The 18,288-nt window shown below is 70.8% G+C and carries 18 protein-coding genes; 5 read left to right on the top strand and 13 right to left on the bottom strand.

Annotated elements, in window-relative coordinates:
* Positions 1 to 86 precede the first annotated feature (86 nt).
* Positions 87 to 1,028: a 2-hydroxyacid dehydrogenase gene (locus LV780_RS09170; RefSeq protein ID WP_108220469.1), complete on the top strand. Its 942-nt coding sequence runs from the start codon at positions 87 to 89 to the stop codon at positions 1,026 to 1,028.
* A gap of 3 nt (positions 1,029 to 1,031) precedes the next feature.
* Here the strand turns inward: LV780_RS09170 and LV780_RS09165 are convergent, their stop codons facing one another.
* From LV780_RS09165 to LV780_RS09115, 11 genes are all read right to left on the bottom strand, one after another.
* Entirely contained in the window at positions 1,032 to 1,994 is a 963-nt protein-coding gene (locus LV780_RS09165; RefSeq protein ID WP_117344997.1) for an acetamidase/formamidase family protein, read from the bottom strand.
* Between the two features lie 8 nt (positions 1,995 to 2,002).
* Positions 2,003 to 3,187 (bottom strand): M24 family metallopeptidase, encoded by a 1,185-nt coding sequence (locus LV780_RS09160; RefSeq protein WP_108220471.1) that lies wholly within the window; start codon positions 3,185 to 3,187, stop codon positions 2,003 to 2,005.
* Between the two features lie 3 nt (positions 3,188 to 3,190).
* Positions 3,191 to 3,826 (bottom strand): GntR family transcriptional regulator, encoded by a 636-nt coding sequence (locus tag LV780_RS09155; RefSeq protein WP_117344996.1) that lies wholly within the window; start codon positions 3,824 to 3,826, stop codon positions 3,191 to 3,193.
* Entirely contained in the window at positions 3,823 to 5,100 is a 1,278-nt protein-coding gene (locus LV780_RS09150; RefSeq protein WP_108220473.1) for a Zn-dependent hydrolase, read from the bottom strand. Before LV780_RS09150 ends, LV780_RS09155 begins: the two co-directional genes overlap by 4 nt.
* Positions 5,097 to 6,083, bottom strand: a complete 987-nt coding sequence (locus LV780_RS09145; RefSeq protein WP_108220474.1) for an NAD(P)-dependent oxidoreductase — start codon at positions 6,081 to 6,083, stop codon at positions 5,097 to 5,099. The genes LV780_RS09150 and LV780_RS09145 overlap by 4 nt, the downstream gene beginning before the upstream one ends.
* Positions 6,084 to 6,097: 14 nt before the next feature.
* Positions 6,098 to 6,742, bottom strand: coding sequence for a GntR family transcriptional regulator (locus LV780_RS09140; RefSeq protein ID WP_011909060.1), 645 nt, complete (start codon positions 6,740 to 6,742; stop codon positions 6,098 to 6,100).
* Positions 6,739 to 7,794 carry a 5-oxoprolinase subunit C family protein gene (locus LV780_RS09135; protein WP_108220475.1) on the bottom strand — a complete coding sequence of 352 codons (1,056 nt, stop codon included), beginning with the start codon at positions 7,792 to 7,794 and terminating at the stop codon, positions 6,739 to 6,741. Before LV780_RS09135 ends, LV780_RS09140 begins: the two co-directional genes overlap by 4 nt.
* A complete protein-coding gene (pxpB, locus tag LV780_RS09130; protein ID WP_108220476.1) occupies positions 7,791 to 8,525 on the bottom strand; it encodes a 5-oxoprolinase subunit PxpB in 735 nt (244 codons plus the stop codon). Before pxpB ends, LV780_RS09135 begins: the two co-directional genes overlap by 4 nt.
* A gap of 55 nt (positions 8,526 to 8,580) precedes the next feature.
* Positions 8,581 to 9,882, bottom strand: a complete 1,302-nt coding sequence (locus LV780_RS09125) for a TRAP transporter large permease (RefSeq protein WP_011909057.1) — start codon at positions 9,880 to 9,882, stop codon at positions 8,581 to 8,583.
* Between the two features lie 9 nt (positions 9,883 to 9,891).
* The gene (locus tag LV780_RS09120; RefSeq protein WP_101340275.1) at positions 9,892 to 10,425 is read right to left on the bottom strand and encodes a TRAP transporter small permease subunit; all 534 of its coding nucleotides are present in this window, start codon (positions 10,423 to 10,425) and stop codon (positions 9,892 to 9,894) included.
* 86 nt (positions 10,426 to 10,511) lie between these two features.
* Positions 10,512 to 11,495, bottom strand: coding sequence for a TRAP transporter substrate-binding protein (locus tag LV780_RS09115; protein ID WP_108220477.1), 984 nt, complete (start codon positions 11,493 to 11,495; stop codon positions 10,512 to 10,514).
* Positions 11,496 to 11,670: 175 nt separating this feature from the next.
* Here LV780_RS09115 and LV780_RS09110 point away from each other — a divergent pair, with 175 nt between their 5' ends.
* Together LV780_RS09110 and LV780_RS09105 are read left to right on the top strand one after the other, a co-directional pair.
* Complete coding sequence (locus LV780_RS09110; RefSeq protein ID WP_108220478.1) at positions 11,671 to 12,441, top strand: LamB/YcsF family protein; 771 nt, start codon at positions 11,671 to 11,673, stop codon at positions 12,439 to 12,441.
* Positions 12,442 to 12,554: 113 nt separating this feature from the next.
* Positions 12,555 to 13,478, top strand: a complete 924-nt coding sequence (locus tag LV780_RS09105) for a dihydrodipicolinate synthase family protein (protein WP_117344995.1) — start codon at positions 12,555 to 12,557, stop codon at positions 13,476 to 13,478.
* 61 nt (positions 13,479 to 13,539) lie between these two features.
* Here the strand turns inward: LV780_RS09105 and crtC are convergent, their stop codons facing one another.
* Together crtC and crtD are read right to left on the bottom strand one after the other, a co-directional pair.
* Positions 13,540 to 14,385 (bottom strand): carotenoid 1,2-hydratase, encoded by an 846-nt coding sequence (gene crtC, locus LV780_RS09100; RefSeq protein WP_011909052.1) that lies wholly within the window; start codon positions 14,383 to 14,385, stop codon positions 13,540 to 13,542.
* 65 nt (positions 14,386 to 14,450) lie between these two features.
* Positions 14,451 to 15,938 carry a 1-hydroxycarotenoid 3,4-desaturase CrtD gene (gene crtD, locus LV780_RS09095; RefSeq protein WP_108220479.1) on the bottom strand — a complete coding sequence of 496 codons (1,488 nt, stop codon included), beginning with the start codon at positions 15,936 to 15,938 and terminating at the stop codon, positions 14,451 to 14,453.
* Positions 15,939 to 16,084: 146 nt separating this feature from the next.
* Between crtD and LV780_RS09090 the strand changes: the two genes are divergently transcribed.
* Together LV780_RS09090 and LV780_RS09085 are read left to right on the top strand one after the other, a co-directional pair.
* Positions 16,085 to 16,951 (top strand): polyprenyl synthetase family protein, encoded by an 867-nt coding sequence (locus LV780_RS09090; protein ID WP_011909050.1) that lies wholly within the window; start codon positions 16,085 to 16,087, stop codon positions 16,949 to 16,951.
* Positions 16,952 to 16,999: 48 nt separating this feature from the next.
* The gene (locus LV780_RS09085) at positions 17,000 to 18,139 is read left to right on the top strand and encodes a methyltransferase (protein WP_011909049.1); all 1,140 of its coding nucleotides are present in this window, start codon (positions 17,000 to 17,002) and stop codon (positions 18,137 to 18,139) included.
* Positions 18,140 to 18,288 lie beyond the last annotated feature (149 nt).

The raw sequence follows: 18,288 nt of genomic DNA, 5'->3' as shown, positions 1-18,288 counted from the left end.
GGGCCGTGAAGGCCCTCCCTCCGTCTCCCCACTCTCCCCGGGCAAGGGCCTGTCCCTGCCCGGGGCCTTTTGTGAAAGGTCATCCGATGCCGCGGATCGCGCTCGTCACCCGCATCCCGCCCGAGGGCGAAGCCCTGTGGGCCGACCACCTTGCCCGCGCCCTGCCGGGCGAGCGGATCGGCATCTTCCGCGATCTCTCGCCCGCCGAGAGGGCCGAGGTGGACATCGCCATCGTGGCCAATCCCGATCCGGCCGATCTGGCCGAACTTCCCAACCTCGTCTGGGTCCAGAGCCTCTGGGCCGGGGTCGAGCGGCTGGTGGCCGAGCTGGGCGACTTCCGGCGGCCGATCGTGCGGCTGGTCGATCCCGAGTTGGCGCGCACCATGTCCGAGGCGGCGCTGGCCTGGACCTATTATCTCTTCCGCGACATGCCCGCCTACGCCGCCCAGCAGCGCCAGCGCATCTGGCACGCGCGCCCCTACCGGCGGCCCTCGCGCACCAGGGTGGGCGTGCTGGGGCTGGGCGAACTGGGCGCGGCCGCGGCCCTGCGGCTGCGCGAGGCGGGCTTTGACGTGCGGGGCTGGAGCCGGTCGCCGAAGGACATTCCCGGCGTTGTCTGCCACGCCGGCGAGGAGACGCTCGACCGGATGCTGGCCGAGGTCGAGATCCTCGTCTGCCTTCTGCCCCTGACGCACCAGACCCGGGGACTTCTCGATGCCCGGCGCCTCGCGCGGCTGCCCGAGGGGGCGCAGATCATCAACTTTGCCCGCGGCCCGATCATCGACAGCCCCGCGCTTCTGGAGGCGCTCGACCGGGGTCATGTTTCCCATGCGGTGCTCGATGTCTTCGAGGTCGAGCCATTGCCGGAGGCTTCGCCCTTCTGGGATCATCCGCAGGTGACGGTGCTGCCCCACATCTCGGCCGCGACCGACCCCGAGACGGCGGCGGTGATCGTGGCCGGCCATGTGCAGGACTACCGGGCCACGGGCGCGATCCCGCCTTCGGTCGATCTGACCCGCGGCTACTGAGCGTCAGGCCGGCGCGCCGATCAGGCTGCGCCGGTCCAGCACGCAATGAACCCCCTTCCGTCCGTTCACCACCTGCGTGATGCGCAGGTCGGCAAACAGGCTCGCATGGCGCCAGGCGTCGGTGCGGCCAAGGCCGGTGCGGGCGCAGATCCAGTCGAGCATCCGCGCCGTGGCCGCGCGCGCCGCCTCGTCGAGCGTCTCGTGAAAGCCCATCGTGACGATCCGTTCTCCGATCTCGACCTCGGGCGCCGAAGGGGCGGTGCCCTTCTCCAGCGCAAAGCGGAAACGTCCGTTCAGCGCGGTTTCGAGCGCCGTGTCGCAGACCTCACCGTCGCCCTGCAGCGCGTGGCCGTCGCCCGCGAAGAAGAGGGCGCCGGGGCAGAAGACCGGAAAGGCGATCCGGGCACCCTTGCGGAAGAAGCGGTTGTCCACATTGCCGCCGAAGGGGCCGGGCGGAACCGAACTCACGCGGCCGCCCTCGGGCGGAGGGGCCACGGCGAGGATGCCGAAGAAGGGCGCCAGCGCCGCCACCGGCCCCCAGGGCAGCCGCGCGCTGCCCGTGGCGCGGTCGATCGGCGCGACGAGGCTCTCGTAGCGCGTCGCAAGATCGGGAAAGATCCCGAAGCCCGGCTCGATCGCGCTCCAGCCCCAGTCCTGCGCAAGCTCGATCTCCTCGATCTCGACGATCAGACGGTCGCCGGGCTCGGCTCCCTCGACATGGACGGGCCCGGTCAGCATGTGCGGCCCGAGATGGGGCTGCTGCGCGGCCATCACGGCGCGGTGGCTGTCGAGCACCCGGCAGGGATGGCCCTCGGGCGGCAGGTTGCGCGGCCCGCCCGAGAGCGTCTCGATCACCGCCCGCTCGCCGGGGCGCAGGCGCAGGACGGGCTCTGCGGCGGGATCGAGATGGCCCCAATGGACGGTGGCGGGCGAGGCGGGAAGGTGGTGGTCCAAGCGGAACTCCATCGCAGGGGTCAGCGCACAGTCATCCTTCGCGGCAGGCGGGACAAGACCTCGATGCCGGTGTCCGTCACGATCACCGTCTCGGAGGCGCCGACCGTATAGGCGCCATAGCTGCGCAGCGTGGCGGGCAGGTGGAAGACCATGCCCGGCTCCAGGAGCCGGTCCTCGCCCGAGAAGAGCGACAGGATTGCGCCCTCGCCCCAGTCGGGCGCGAAGGCGGCACCCATCGAATAGCCGATCCGCTTGCGGAAGGCGGCGGTGTAGCCTGCGGCATCGATCACCGCCTGCGCGGCCTCGTGCGGGGCCGAGCAGGGCGCGCCCGGGCGCAGCGCCTCCAGCGCGGCCTCCAGCGCGCGCTCGGCCGTGTCCATCATCCGTACGGCCTCGGCCGGCGGGGGGCCGATCCAGACGCTGCGCATCAGGGCGGCGTGATAGCGGTCATGGCTCGCCGCGAGTTCGAGGAACACCCCGTCGCCGGATGCAAGCGTCCGCCGCCGCCAGGTCGCGTGCGGAATGCCCGAGCGCGGCCCCGACGAGACGAGCGGTTCCATCGCCATCGCCTCCGAGCCGGCGCGGATGGCGGCGCCGATCATGGCGGCGGCCACGTCGTTCTCGCTGACCCCCGCGCGGCAGGCCTCGATCGAGGCGGCGATGGCGGCCTCGGCGTAGCCCGCGGCCCTGCGGATCGCGACGAGTTCCGCCGGCGACTTGACCGCGCGCAGGCGCTCGGCCACGCCCGAGCCGTCGATCAGCGCCACGCCCGCAAGGGCCGCGGCGATCCGTTCGGCGAGGGCCTGGCTCACGAACCAGGCGGTGCGCTCCATCGCGAGGCGCCGGAGGCCCAGATCGTGAACGAGGGCCGCCAGCGCGGCCGCCGGATCCTCGCCATCCTGCCAGGCGCGGATGTCGCCGAGCCAGGTTGCCGCCCGCGCGCCCGTGGTCTCGAGTTGCCGCACGAGAAGGACGGGCGCCCCCTCGACCGGCACGACCAGCGCCTGAAAGGCGAAGTAGCCCGCCGTCTGCCGCCCGGTCGCCCAGAAGATGTTCTCGGGGCCGGTCAGAACCAGCGCCTCGGCGCCCAGATCCGCGGTCGCGGTCCGCAGGCGGCGGATGCGGCCGGCGAATTCCTCGGCCGGGAAGACGGCCTCGCGGCCGCGGAGCGGGTCGGCGGAGGCATCCGCCAGAGCGATCGGCATGGGTCAGTCCTTGTCCAGCCAGCCCAGCGTGCGGGCGCGCATGCGTTCGAAATGCACGCTCATGGCCGCCGACGCGGCGGCGGCGTTGCGACTGGCGATGGCGTCGATCACCGCGATGTGCTCGCGGGCCTGATCGGCAAAGTTGGTGTGGGTGCGGATGATGGTGCTGCGGCGCACGATGGCGCGCTGCTCGGACAGCAGTCCCGGCAGCAGCGTCAGCCCCGCGGCCAGCGCCACCGCCCGGTGGAAGGCGCCGTCATCCTGCCAGAAGGTCTCGAAATCCATCTCCGCACCGCCGAGATAGCGCAGTTGCGCCGCGCGCGCGGCCGCGAGTTCGGGGGTCATGCCGAAGGCGGCCGCCCGCCGGGCGGCGGCGCGTTCAAGGATCAGGCGCAGCTGGATGATGTCGAGAAGCTGCTCGACCGAGACCCGCCGCACCAGATGCGCGCCGTTGGCCATCCTCTCGATCACCTGCTCGCGTTCGAGCACCGAAAGGGCCGAGCGCAGCGGCGTGCGCGAGATGCCGAGCCGTTCGGCCAGATCGCGCTCGGTCAGGATCGTGTTGGGCGCGATCCTCCCCTCGACGATGTCGTCGCGGATGCGGCGGTAGGCGGTCTGCGCAAGGCTTTCGGCGCTCATCCGTCGTTCCCCGACAGGGCCGCAAGGACGGCTTCGACCGCGCGCGCAAGATCGGCGGGATCCATGCCTTCGTCCGGGCAGTGGCTGCCGTTCCAGTTGCGGATGAAGACCATGACGCTCTCCCAGCCCGCGGCCGCGAAGGCCGCCGCATCATGGCCGCCGCCCGAGAGCATCCGCCGCGGACGGTCGCCCCGCCGCGCGGCGCCGCCCGCCACCCAGTCGATCATCGCGGGCGAGAGGCGCGCGGGCTGGCTGCGGCTCTGGTTGCCCAGATCGAAGCGGATGCCGGGGCGCGCGCGTTCGATCCGGCGGATCTCGTCGCGGAGTGCGAGGTCTGCCGCCTCGAGCACCGCCACATCCTCCGAGCGCAGGTCGAGGCAGAAGCCGAGCTGGCCCGGAACCTTGGCCATCGCATGGGCGGACGAGGCGGCATCGACGCGGCCGAAGGTGACGGTCAGGTCCGATCCGCGCGCCAGAAACCCCTCCCACGCCCGGTCCATGGCCATCACCAGATCGGCGAAGGCCACCACGGCATCGGCGCGCCCCTCGCGCGGGGCGCCGCCCGAATGGGCCCAGGCGCCCTGCACCTGCGCCGCGCGGTAGCGCAGCCCGCCCCGGATCGCCGAGACGATGCCGTAGGGCTCGCCCGCCCGATCGAGCACCGGACCCTGCTCGATGTGGAACTCGAGAAAGCGCGCGGGCGCGGGCGGCCCGGCCCGCATCAGCGCATCGGGATCGAAACCCTGCGCGCGCATGTGATCGGCCAGCGTGCGCCCCGTGTCCGCGCGTCGGGCCTGAAGTTCCTCGGGCAGAAGCCGCCCCAGCGCGGCGCGCGAGCCGATGTAGGAGACGGGGAACCAGACGCTCTCTTCGGCCCGCGTGACGGTGAGCACGAAATCCGCCTCGGGCGTCACCCGCGCCTCGCGCAGGGCCGCGACCAGAGCAAGCGCGGCCGCCACCCCGGCCTGACCGTCGTAGGCGCCGCCCTCGCTGACCGTGTCGAGATGCGATCCGCAGAACAGCGGGGGCAGGGCGGGGTTGCGCCCCGCCAGACGGGCGAAGAGGTTGCCCGCGTGGTCGCGGCTGACCTCCAGCCCCAGCGCGCGGGCCTCGGCCTCGATCACCGCGTGGGCCTGGCTTTCAAGGTCCGAGTAGGAGGGGCGGGTCCAGCCCGGCCCGCCCAGCGACAGGGCGTTCACCTTGGTGAGGACGCGCTCGATGGTGCTGCGGATCGTGCGCGAGACGGCGGTGTCGGCCAAGGGCAGATCAGTCATGCGGTGGCTCCTCCGGCCTCGGGTGCCGCGGCGCGGGTGGCATGGCCCCAGACCTCGGGGTTGATCGCGGTGGCGGGCAGCCGCCCGTTCAGCGCCTCGACCACATGCCGCACGGCCTCGAGCGCCACGCGGCGCAGCGCCTCTTCGGTGGTGCCGCCGAGATGGGGGGTGAAGACCACATTCCCATGCGCCGCGAGCGGCCCCGTCGGCGCACCTGGCGAGGAGACATCGAGCCCCGCGCCGCCCAGATGGCCCGAGGCCAGCGCCTCCAGCAGCGCCGCCTCGTCCACGAGGCCCGCGCGGGCCATGTTGATCAGGATGGCCCCCGGCCGCATGGCGGCAAGGGCCGGAGCGTCGATCATGTGGCGCGTCGCGTCCCGCAGGGGCGTGTGCAGCGAGACGAGATCGGCGCGGGCCAGCCCCTCGTGCAGGCTGCCCACGGCCTCGCCACCCTCGATCCGCGGCGAGCGCGGGGAATGGACGAGCAGCCGCATGTCGAACGCCTGTGCCAGCATCCGCCCCGTCTCGCGCCCGATGGCGCCCCAGCCGACGATGAGGGCGGTCCGGCCGCGCAGTTCGTGGAAGCGGGCGGACTCGCGAAAACCTTTTTCACCATCGCGCAGGGCCCGGTCGGCGGCGGGAATGCGGCGGGCCACGGCCAGCGCGAGCCCCACGGCCAGTTCGGCCACCGAGCGGGCATTGGCGCCGGGCGTGTTGGCGATGATGACGCCGGCACGCGCGGCCGCCTCCTTGTCCACCGGATCGTGGCCGGCGCCATGCACCACCACGGCCCTCAGCCGGTCGGCGGCGGCGAAGGCCGCGGCATCGAGGCCCGCGTCGCGCGTGATCACGGCGTCGATGCCGCGCATGTGGCGCGCCACGGTCGCCATGTCGGGCGCCGGGCAGGGGACGGGCGTGATCCCGGCCTCGCGCAGGGCCGCAAGGCCCGCTTCATGTATGGGTTGGACGATCAGACAGTTCATCGGTCACTCGTGGATCATGCGCCGGGCATCGCCTGGTGCAAATGCTGGATCACCGCCTCGCGGGCATGTTCGATATGGAGACGCAGGGCGGCCTCGACCCGGTCGGCATCGCCGCCGCGCGCCGCCTCGAGGATCGCCAGATGCTCTTCGCAGCCGTCGCGAAAGCGGTCGGGCAGGCGGCGATGGTCGAAGATGCAGGTGCGGCGGTGCAGGGCCGCGATGGTCTGCGACACCGCCTGATTGCCGAACTCGCGCCCGAGCAGCTGGTGGAACTCGTGATCCGTCTGGCGCTGCAGGTCGGTCACCACCGGATCGGAGGCCATCAGATGCCGCACCTTCGCCTCCATCGCGTCGATCTCGGCCGGCGGCAGCCGCACCGCCGACCGTGCCGCCAGCGGTTCAAGCTCGAGCCGCAGGAAGAACACCTCCTCGGCGTCGGCCGGGGTCACGCTGCGCACGCAGGTGAAGCGGCCCTCGACCACGGCGAGGCCCTCGCTTTCGAGGCGCTTGATCGCCTCGCGCACGGGGGTGCGCGACATGCCGAAGATCTCGCCCAGCGCCGCCTCCTGCAGAAGGTCGCCGGATCTGAGCACGCCCTGGAAGATCATCGAGATGATGCGCTCGTAGGCCTCGTGGGCGCGGGGTCTGGGGGCGGTCATGGGCGGTCCTCCGGCACGGGCCGCGTCACGGGGCGCACCACTTCGCCCGGCGCGTAAAAGCCACCGACGAGGTCGCAGGACAGGAGGTAGTCGCTGCGCAAGAGGCCCTCGGGCCGGGCCACCAGCCCTTCGAGCAGGCGGCGCAGGCGCGCCTGCCGGGCAATCCAGAGATCCTCGCCCTCGCGGGCCGAGATCAGCGCAAAGCGGAACCGCGCGCCCACCGGCATCTGCGCAAGCCGCGCCAGATCGACCGAAGCGACGGTTCCGATCTTGGGATAGCCGCCGGTGGTCTGGCTTTCCGCCAGCAGGACGAGCGGCGTCCCCGAGCCGGGCACCTGCACCGAGCCGGGCACCGTGCCGTCGGACACGATGTCGTGCCCCCGCTCGGCCGGCAGTTCGACACCGCCCAGCACCATCGCCATCCGGTCGCGCTGGGGCGTGACGGTGAAGTCGCAGCCGGTGAGGCGGGCGATCACCTCGGGCGCGAAATGATCGTCCTGCGGGCCGAGGATCAGCCGGATCGGCCCCGTCTCCCGGAAGGGTGCCGCGGCCTCGAGGCGGAGGCCGGGGCGCAGGCAGGGGGCCTCGGGATTGTCCTCGCCGAGCGGCAGGCGGTCGCCCGCGCCGAGCGCGCGGCCCCCGACGCCGCTGCGCAGATGGGTCGCGCGCGAGCCGAGCACCTCGGGCGAGGCGATGGCGCCCGAGAAGGCGAGATAGGCCCAGACCGCGCCCTCGGGCACGCCCACCGTCAGCGTCTCGCCGGGGTTCAGCCGGTGGCTCTCGCCGGGGGAAACGGTGCGGGCGTCGATGCGCAAGGGGCAGTCGGCGCCCGCGACGGCAAAGCGCACCGGCCGGTCGCAGCGGAACCGGCCCGCGGGCCCGGCAAATTCGAGCGCCGCCGCGCCGGGATCGTTGCCCACCAGCGCATTGGCCAGCGCCATGGCGGCGCGGTCGATGGGGCCCGCCGGCGACACGCCCATGTGGCGCAGCCCGAAGCGGCCGGCGTCCTGCACCGTCAGCATCGGCCCGGCCGTGAGGATCTCGAGGCTCATGTGCGGATCTCTTCGGGGGTGACGATCGTCTCGCCCCCGGCGCTGCGGGCCTCGAGGGCGCGCGCCTCGTCAGGGCCGATCGGATGGAAGCGGATGTGGTCGCCGGCGCGGAACAGGAAAGGCTCGGCCCGGTCGGGGTCGAAGGCGCGCAGCGGCGTCCAGCCGAGGAAACGCCAGCCCGAGGGGCCGGCGACCGAGTTGATGTTGCCCTGCTGGCCGCCGATGCCGACGGCGCCGCGCGGGATGTTCTGGCGCGGCTTGGGCAGGCGGGGCGTGTGCAGGATCTCGGGCTGGCCGCCGAGATAGGCAAAGCCGGGCGCAAAGCCGATCATGTACACCCGATAGTCGGTGCCGGAATGGAGGGCGATCAGCGCGTCCGGGGTCAGGCCCTTCATGCGGGCCATCTCCTCCAGATCCTGCCCCACCTCGCCGCCATAGAGGCAGGGCACGCGCCACAGACGCCCGGCCTGACCGGGCGAGGGCGGGCGGGAGGCGAGGGCAAGCAGCCGCTCGCCCAGGTCGGCGCTGCGGACAAGCTCGGGGTCGTAGCGCACCAGAAGCGAGCGGTAGGTGGGCACGATGTCGAGCACACCGGCCAGCGCACCGCTTGCCGAGGCGGCCTCCACCTCGGCCGCGAGCGCGATGATGCGGGCGTTCGCTCCGGCATCGACGCTCTCGCCGAACTGGAGCGTCACGGCGCTGTCGCCACAGGGAAGCAGGATCGGGGTCATCGTCACGGCGTCACACTCTTTTCGGGATGATCCGCGGCCGGGGCCGCGGATCCTGTCAGTTTCCACGCATCAGCCCGGGCAGGAAGCTGATAATGCCCGGAAAGAGCGCGATCAGCAGCACGAAGCCGGCCATGATGATGAAGAAGGGCAGCGTGGCGCGGGTGATGCGGCCCATGCTGTCCCCGGTCAGGCGCTGGATCACGGTCAGGTTGAAGCCCACCGGCGGCGTGATCTGCGCCATCTCGACCACGATCACGAGGAAGATGCCGAACCAGACCTTGTCGTAGCCCGCGGCGATGGCCAGCGGCAGGGTGATCGGCAGCGTCATGACGATGATGCCAAGCCCCTCCATCACCGTGCCCAGCAGGACGTAGAAGACCAGCAGCACAAGGATCAGCAGCAGGGGCGGCATCCCCCAGCTCTGGATCTCGGTCGCGATGAAGCGCGGCACGCCCAGATAGCCGATCACGGTCGAGAGGAAGATCGCCCCGATCATGATGAGCCCGATCATGGCGCAGCTCTCGGCCGCCTGCCGCGCCGCCTCGATCAGCCCCCGCAGCGTGAGCGTGCGCTGCGCAAAGCCGATGATCATCGAGACGACGACGCCCACGGTGGCGGCCTCGGTCGGAGAGGCGATCCCGCCATACATCGAGCCGATGACCCCCGCGATCAGCAGCAGGAGCGGGCCGAGATCCTTCAGCGCCACCATCTTCTCGCGCAGGCTGGTGCGCGCGGGCGTCTCGCCGAGCAGCGCCGGGTTGAGCCACGAGCGGATCGCGAGATAGCCCATGTAGGCGCCCGCCAGCATCAGCCCCGGCACGATGCCGGCGATGAAGAGCCGCAGGATCGACTCCTCGGCCATCACCCCGTAGATGATCATGATGGTCGAGGGCGGGATCAGGAAGCCCAGCGTGCCCGCCCCGGCCAGGCTGCCGGTCACCAGATCGCGGTTGTAGCCGCGGTCGATCAGCTCCTTGGCGGTGATGCGCCCGACGGTGGCCGTCGTGGCCGCCGACGAGCCGCAGACCGAGGCGAACATGGTGCAGCCCAGCACCGTCAGGTGCGTCAGCCGTCCCGGCACCCGGCGCAGCCAGGGCGACAGCCCCGAGAACAGCGCCTCCGAGATCCGGGTGCGGAAAAGGATCTCGGCCATCAGGATGAAGAGCGGCAGGGCGAGCAGCTCGGGCGAGACCACAACGTTGTAGGTCTGCTGGGCGAGCAGCTTCAGGCCCGGCATGTTGGGCCGGAAGAGGGCGAGCAGGCCCGCTCCGGTGCCGATGAGGCCCATCCCGATCCAGAGGCCGCTGCCCAGAAGCAGCGTGATCAGTCCGAGCAGGGTGGCGATGACCTTTCCCATCCGGCGCTCCTAGTCCAGGCCCGGGCCGACCGAGACCGCCTCGCCGCGCAGCAGCCGCAGGATCTGCGCCAGGCATTGCAGGGTGAGGAGGGCCGCGCCGGTGGCGAGGGCCGCCTGCGGATAGACGAGCGGAACGCGAAACGAGGTCGCCGCGGTCGAGCCGCGCTGGCCCGAGAGCCAGGCCATCTCGGCCAGCGCCCAGGTCAGATAGACGCAGATCCCGAGACCCACGAGGCAGGCGGCGAACTCCAGAACCCGCGCCACGGCGCGCGGCAGCGCCTCGAGCATGGCCGTGACGCGGACGTGGCTGCCGCCCTTGAGGGCGCTTCCGCTGGCCAGCAGGAAGCAGGTCCCCATGAAATAGCCCGCAAGGTCCCAGGAGAAGTGGATGGAATGGCTGAAGAGGTTGCGCGACAGGATCTCGGCCGCGATGAGGCCTAGGATGCCCAGCAGGCTGAGAGCGCCGAGATAGCCTCCGACATCGGTCAGCGCGTCGATGGCCGCCAGCGTCCTTCGGAAGCGGTGGGAGGAGGGAGATGTCATGGTGCTGTGCCGTCCGACGAAGGGAGGAGGGCCCGGAAACCGGGGCGTGTGCGGCCGGACCCCTTGGCCCGGCCGGTCGGAGCCACTCAGTCGCGCAGCGTGAGATAGGCGTCGATCACCGGCGCGGCCTCGGGCACGCGGGCCTTGAAGGCCTCCCAGAGCGGCAGGGCCTTTTCCATCAGCGCCGCCGACAGTTCGGGCGAAGGCGCCGTGATCTCGACGCCGTTCTCGCGCAGGGTGGCAAGCTTCTTGTCGTCCTCGGCGCGGCTGTTGAGCCAGAACTGGCCCTCGAGGTTGGCCGCCGTCTCCTCGATCGCGGCCTGAGTCTCGGCGGGCAGCGCGTTCCAGGCATCGAGGTTCACCGACATGATGTTCGACGAGGCCTGCCAGTTGAAGGTGCTCATGTGCTTGGTGAATTCCCAGAAGGCGCCGTCCACCCCCGAGGAGGAGGAGGTCGTCACGCCCTTGATCGTCCCTGCCGCCAGCGAGGGCACGACCTCGCCCCAGGGCATCTGGATCGGGGTGGCCCCGAGCGCGCCGAAGAAGTCGTTGCCGTTCGAATCGACGACACGGATGGTCAGGCCCTTCAGATCCTCGACCGTGTTGATGGGGTTGGGCGCGAAGACGGCCTGTCCCGGCCACGGCACCATGTAGAGGATCTTCTGGTTCATCCCCGCGGCAACCTCGTCCAGCTTGGGCCGGTAGAACTTGTGCAGGAGCGCCAGCTCGGACATCGAAGGGGCGAGGAAGGGCAGGGTCTCGATGCCCAGCACCGGCGCCTCGCCCACCTGCTGGTTGAGCAGGATCTCGGCGATCGGCACCAGACCGTCCCGAACCGCCGCCATGCCCTCCGGTCCCTTGATGCCGAGCGCGCCGCCGGAATGGACCGTGATCTCCACCTCGCCGTCGGTGGCCTCGCGCACCGCATCCGCGAAGGCCATCGCGTTCTGGGTGTGGAAGTTGCCCTCGGGCCAGACGATCGACATGTCCCACTGGGTCTGGGCCGAAGCCGAGGTTGCGGCGACCGATGCGGCAAAGGCCGCGATGACAGTGATACGTCCCTGATTCATGATCTCCCTTTCCGGGGTTTGGTTTGGTCGGATTGTCCTTGAGATTTCGGTATACCAACTGTATCCGTTTTATGAAGCCGCGTCGCCGGATCTGTCAACAGTCGGTACCGGAGCGCCTGAAGAAACATCCGATATGCAGGAAAAAGCGCGGAAATTGCGCAGATCAGGGGTGGGAATGGCCGGAAAGATCGATCTGAACTGCGACATGGGCGAGAGCTTTGGCGCCTATGTGATCGGCGACGACGCCGGGATGCTGGAGCTTGTCACCTCGGCCAACATCGCCTGCGGCTTCCACGCCGGCGATCCGGTGGTGATGCGTCGCACGATCCGCATGGCGAAGGAAAAGGGCGTGTCCGTCGGGGCGCATCCCTCGTTCGCCGACCTCTATGGGTTCGGGCGGCGGCGGATCTCGGGTGAGCGGCCCGAGGATCTCGAGACCCAGCTGATCTTCCAGATCCTCGCGCTTCAGGGCATGGCCGCTCTGGAAGGCCATCCGATGACCCATGTGAAGACCCACGGCGCGCTCGGCAACATGGCGGCGGTCGATCCCGATCTGGCCGCGCTCTGCGTCCGCGCGATCCAGGCGGTGGATCCCGGTCTGATCTTCGTGACGCTTCCCTATTCGGAAACCCATCGGGCGGCCGAGAAGGCGCGCCTGCCGGTCGCCGTCGAGATCTACGCCGACCGCACCTACACCGATCAGGGCGAGCTGACGCCGCGCGGCCAGCCGGGGGCGGTGATCCACGACCCCGAACAGAGCCTCGAGCAGGTGCTCGAGATGGTGGTCAACGGCCATATCCCGACGACGGGCGGCAAGCGCCTGCCGGTTGCCCCCGACACGCTCTGCATCCATGGCGACACCGCCGGCGCGGTCGGGATCGCCCGCCGCCTGCGCGGTGCGCTTGAAGAGAACGGCATCCGGATCGAGCCCTTCGCCCGCCCATGAAAGGCGGACCGCGGGGCCTCTTGCGCCCCCGCGTGCCCTGTCCAGTGACGCACCCCCACCCATGGCGCCGCGGCCGGACACCGCCGCCCGACCACAATCCGAGGAGAGAGACCATGGCCGAACGGATTCACCGCCACACCCGCGGCGTCTATATCATCGCGGCGACGCCCTTCACCGATCAGGGCGCCATCGACCACGAAAGCCTCCGCCGGCTCGTCGATTTCTACATTGGCCACGGGGTCAGCGGCCTCACCATCCTGGGCATGATGGGCGAGGCGAACAAGATGACGGGCGATGAACGCCGGTCCGTCATCGACACGGTGCTCGAGCGCACGGGCGACCTGCCGGTGGTGGTGGGGGTGTCGGACGCGGGTCTCGGCAATCTGGCCGATCTTGCCCATTATGCGATGGACGAGGGCGCGGCGGGCGTGATGGTCGCGCCGGCCGCCGGCCCCGCGCGCGAGGACCGGATCGAGACCTACTTCCACGCCGTCTGCGAGGCGCTGGGGCGCGAGGTGCCCATCTGCTTCCAGGACTTCCCTCTGGCGACGGGGCTGCCGGTCTCGTCGGGCCTTATCCGCCGTCTGTCGCAGGAGCGGGCGCAGATCGTCATGCTCAAGCACGAGGACTGGCCGGGGCTGACCAAGATCACCCAGCTCCGCCGGCACGAGGAGGCGCCGAACGTGGCCCGGCTCTCCATCCTCACCGGCAACGGAGGGCTCTATCTGCCGCAAGAGCTTCAGCGGGGCGCCGACGGGGCCATGACCGGCTTTGCCTATCCCGAGGCGCTCGTGCAGACGGTGGCGCTGCACCACGCGGGCAAGGTCGATGAGGCCGAGGATCTCTTCGATCGCTACATTCCGATCCTGCGGCATGAGCAGCAGCCCGGATTCGGCCTTGCGGTGCGCAAATATGTGCTGATGAAGCGCGGGGCGATCGCGTCGGCCGCAACCCGCGCACCGGGGCCGAAGCTGTCGCCGGTGGACGCGGCCGAGGTCGATCGGCTGATGGCGCGCCTCGAGGTGCGCCTGTCGTAGGCTTGGCCTGCGGCCGCGGGACGTGCCGGCCGGGCGGGGCTTCACCCGGCCGGCGCGCTGGTCAAGGGTTGGGAAAGCGCCAGCCGGCGCGGCGCGGAACCCGCACGGCCAGCATCGGCATCAGCAGCGGCGAGCGGAACCGGCGCAGATCCAGCGCCTCGTGCACGCCCACCGTGGTCTGTCCGAAGACCGTCGTCTCGACCATCGCGCGTGAGTAGAAGGGCGCGTCCAGCATCGACATGACCTGCCTTGGCTGCGTGCCCGGATCGGCGGGCGTGTGGCGCTCGACCAGCCAGCGCGAGCGGGCGAAGCGGGTCTGGGGCGGCGGCTGGAGCAGGCGGGCGCGCCCATCGGCCGTGACGTGAAGGCCCAGATCCAGCCGCGAGCCGTCGCGCCGCGTCGCGTCGTAGAAGCAGGCCGCGCCATCGGCCACCGGATAGCGGCCCCAAGTCCAGAACTGGAAATCAGCCTCCAGCGCCGCGCTGCCGAAGTTCGCGTCGAAATAGCCGTGGCCGTGCCAGCGGTGGCCCTGCGTCAGATCGACCTCGATCCGGGCCGTGGGCGCGAAGGGGCGCCAGATGTGCGAGCCGTCGTCCTTCAGCGTGACCTCGACCTCGGTGACCGCCGAGGGCGTCAGCACGATCCGCCCCTTGACCGGCGAGACCAGCGGCGGCGAGGAGATCTCGTTCACCTCGACGATGAGCTGGGTGCCGGTCCAGTGCATCCGGCTCGGGCCGACCGTCAGCGTGTCCTTCGACTGGCGCAGGGCCGCCCGCCCGCGGTCGGTCATGGTGAAGCGGCCGCCGGGCCCGTAGGTGGCCACGTTGATGCAGCAGTTGTTCTGCGGCTCGCGCCGGCCCGACCAGCGATACCAGGGCGAGAAGACCGAGCCGATGAAGCCGATCACCGACAGCGCGCGGGTGCCGTCGTCGGATACGCCGTCGAGATACCACCAGGCGTAGCCGTCGGGGGCTACCTCGATCGCGAAGCAAGGTCCGTCACGATCGCCTCGGCCGCGTGCCGTCCGGAGAGGGCCGCCATCGGCACGCCCGCCCCCGGATGCGCCCCGCCCCCCGCCAGCCACAGGCCCGGCAGGGCCGTCCGCGCCAGCGGACGCTTGAGCGAGGCCAGCGCCCCGTGCGGGCTCAGCCCGTAGATCGAACCCTGCGACCCCGGGAACAGCTTCGCAAATCCCGCGGGCGGCGTCAGGTTCGCCTCGCCCGGCACCGGGTCGAAGGTCAGTCCGAACTGTCTCAGTCGGTCGAAGGTTCGGCTGCGGCATTGCGCAAAATCCTCGGGTCTGGCGGGTCGGCCGGGCGGCCCGTTCATGATGATCTCGAAACGCTCGGGTCCGTCGGGAACCTGCCCGCCCGCGCGGTCCTCGGCGCAGATGTAGAGTGTCGCATCCTCGGGCATCTGTCCTGCGGCGATCGGTCCGAACTCGCGCCGCGGATCGTCGGCGAAGAAGACGTTGTGGTGGACGAGCGGCTGGCCCTCGGCGCGGGCGGCGTAGGACCAGACCCAGGCCGAGAGGCTGCGGGGGTGGATGCGGTCCTCGGGCACGGCATCCTTGGGCCCATCGCCGAGAAGACCCGCAAGAAGCGCCGCGGGATCGCCGTTGAAGACGACATGATCGGCGTGCAGAGAATGGCCATCGGCCAGCTGGACGCCCGAGGCGCGGCCCTTCTGGCGCAGGATGCGCGCGACCGGGGCATTGTAGCGGATCGTCACGCCCTGATCCTCGGCCAGCCGGGCCAGCGCGAGGGCAAGCCGGTGCATCCCGCCCTCGACCGCCCAGACGCCCTGCGCCTCGGCGGCCCAGATCAGGGCCAGCACGCCGGGCGAGGCGTAGGGCGTGCCGCCGACATAGGTCGCATACCGCCCGAACAGCTGCCGGAGTCGCGGGTCGCGGAAGCACAGCCTCAGCAGCCGGTCGAGGGTCATGCCGGGCAGCAGGGCGGGCCAGATCCCGGGTTCCTTCAAGGCGGCCCGCGCGATGGCCCGCGTGTCCGGTTTGGCCGCCCGCATCATGGGCCGGTCGAAAGCGTCATAAAGCCGCGCCGAAAGCTCATGGAAGCGGCGGAAGCGCTCGCCCTCGGGCGTGCCGGCGAAGGCGGCAACCGCCTCGACATTCGCCTCGAGGTCGGTCGTGAGGTCGAGCGTGCTGCCGTCCAGCCACCAGTGCCGCGCCAGAAGCGGTTGGGGGAGAAGGGTCAGGTGATCATCGAGCTTCTGCCCGCAACTCTCGAATATGTCGTCAAAAACGCTCCGAAGGGTCAGGACGGTCGGGCCCGCGTCCACCGGACCTGCGACGCTGGGAAGGGCGCGCATGCGCCCCCCCGGCGCGTCCCGCGCCTCGACCAGCGTCACCTCGCACCCGGCCCGCGCAAGACGGATGGCGGACGCCAATCCGCCCATCCCGGCACCGACCACCACCACCTTCGGCACAATCTGTCTCATGTCCGGGATTGTTGACACCCCGATGCAGGCTGTCCAGTATCAAAGACAGAGCGGTGTAAGAAAAAGTTTACACCTGTGGAGTCGGCGGCACGGTGGCCGCCCCTGGGCGCACTGACTGCGCCAGAGTTGTCCTTGTGAGGCACAAGATGGCGTTTGAACAGCGGATTGAAGCGGCAATGGCGGCGGCGATCGCGCGTGGGCAGGGCTCCGAGGCGCCCTCGAAGCTCGCCTCGGCGCTCGATTATGCGGTGACACCGGGAGGGGCGCGCATCCGCCCGACGCTCCTGCTGAGCGTGGCGACGGCCTGTGGCGACGACCGCCCGGCGCTGTCGGATGCGGCGGCGGTCGCGCTGGAACTGATCCACTGCGCGAGCCTCGTGCATGACGATCTGCCCTGCTTCGACGACGCCGAGATCCGGCGCGGCAAGCCCACCACCCACCGCGCCTATTCCGAGCCGCTGGCGATCCTGACCGGCGACAGCCTGATCGTGATGGGCTTCGAGGTGCTGGCGCGCGCGGCCGGAGACCAGCCGCAGCGCGCGCTGCAGCTTGTGACGGCGCTTGCGGTGCGGACGGGGATGCCCATGGGCATCTGTGCGGGCCAGGGCTGGGAGAGCGAAAGCCAGATCAACCTCTCGGCCTACCACCGGGCCAAGACGGGGGCGCTTTTCATCGCCGCGACCCAGATGGGCGCCATTGCCGCCGGCTACGAGGCCGAGCCCTGGGAAGAACTCGGCGCGCGCATCGGTGAGGCCTTCCAGGTCGCCGATGACCTGCGCGATGCGCTGTGCGATGCCGATACGCTGGGCAAGCCCGCGGGACAGGACGAGATCCACCACCGGCCGAACGCGGTGCGGGAATATGGCGTCGAGGGCGCGACCAAGCGGCTGAAGGACATCCTCGGCGGCGCGATCGCCTCGATCCCCTCCTGCCCGGGAGAGGCGATGCTGGCCGAGATGGTCCGCCGCTATGCGGTGAAGATCGTGCCCGCGCAGGTCGCAAGCCGCGTCTGACGGAATGGCCGCCCTGTTCGGCGACGCGCCTTGACGGAAAGGAACGACATGAGCGCCCTCAGACCCTCCGCCCGCGGGGGGCTCCGCCTGTCCCGGCTGGGCCTGCGCCTTGCGGGCTCCCGTCGCTTCCAGCTGATCGCCGAGCGTGTGCCGTTCCTGCGCCACATCGGCCGGCGCGAGGGGGATGAGCTGTTCGACATCGTCGCGGGCTTCGTCCATTCGCAGGTCCTGTTCGCGCTGGTCGAGTTGCGGGTGCTGCATATGGTGGCCGACGGCCCGCAGCCGGTGCCGGTGCTGGCCGCGAAGGCCGGCCTGCCGGTCGAGCGGATGCAGTTGCTGCTGCAGGGGGGCGCGGCGCTCAAGCTGCTGCGGCGGCTGCGCGACGGGCGCTTCGATCTCGCGGTGCGGGGCGCGGCCTTCCTGGCGGTGCCGGGGCTCGAGTCGATGGTTGGCCATCATGGCGTGCTCTACCGCGATCTGGCCGATCCGGTGGCCTTCCTGCGCGGCGAGACCGAGCCGGAACTGGCGCGCTTCTGGCCCTATGTCTTCGGCGCGGCCGGAGCGACCGATCCCGAGGTGACGGCGAAATATTCGCGCCTGATGACCGAGAGTCAGGGCCTCGTGGCCGAGGATGCGCTGCGGCTTGTCGATCTGATGGGGGTCCGGCGGCTGATGGATGTGGGAGGCGGCACCGGGGCCTTCCTGGCCGCGGTGGGCCGCGCCTATCCGCTGATGGAGCTGATGCTCTTCGATCTGCCGGTGGTGGTCGAGGCGGCGCCCGCGCGGTTGAATGCGGCGGGGCTGGCGGGCCGCTTCAGCGTGCACGGCGGCAGTTTCCGCGACGACCCTCTGCCGGTGGGGGCGGATGCGATCAGCCTCGTGCGCGTGCTGTTCGATCACTCGGACGAGACGGTGAAACTGCTTCTGGCCAGGGTCCGCGAGGCGCTGCCACCGGAGGGGCGCGTGATCATCGCCGAGGCCATGTCGGGCGGCGCTACGCCGCACCGGGAGACCGACACCTACATGGCCTTCTACACCGCCGCGATGGGGACGGGGCGCACGCGCTCGGCGGCCGAGATCGCCCAACTTCTCACGCAGCAAGGTTTCGCCGGCGTCAAGATCTTCCCCGGCTTCCGGCCCTATGTGACCAGCGCCGTGACCGCGGTGCGGCCTTCGGACGCCTCCTGACCGAGGATCCGTGCAAATCGGACGCAGGGGGGGACTGTCCAATTAAGTTGACACTCACCCATGTCCCATTAAAGTTACACCTGAAGCGTCGATATAGGCCCATGAGTCCCTCTGCACGAGGTCGGGTGGCCGGAAGAGCGCGGGGGAAA

The organism is Cereibacter azotoformans, from assembly GCF_021391315.1.
GTDB lineage: Bacteria > Pseudomonadota > Alphaproteobacteria > Rhodobacterales > Rhodobacteraceae > Cereibacter_A > Cereibacter_A azotoformans.
Note: the sequence above shows the minus strand (reverse complement) of the source record. Positions and strands in the feature narration are given on the sequence as shown.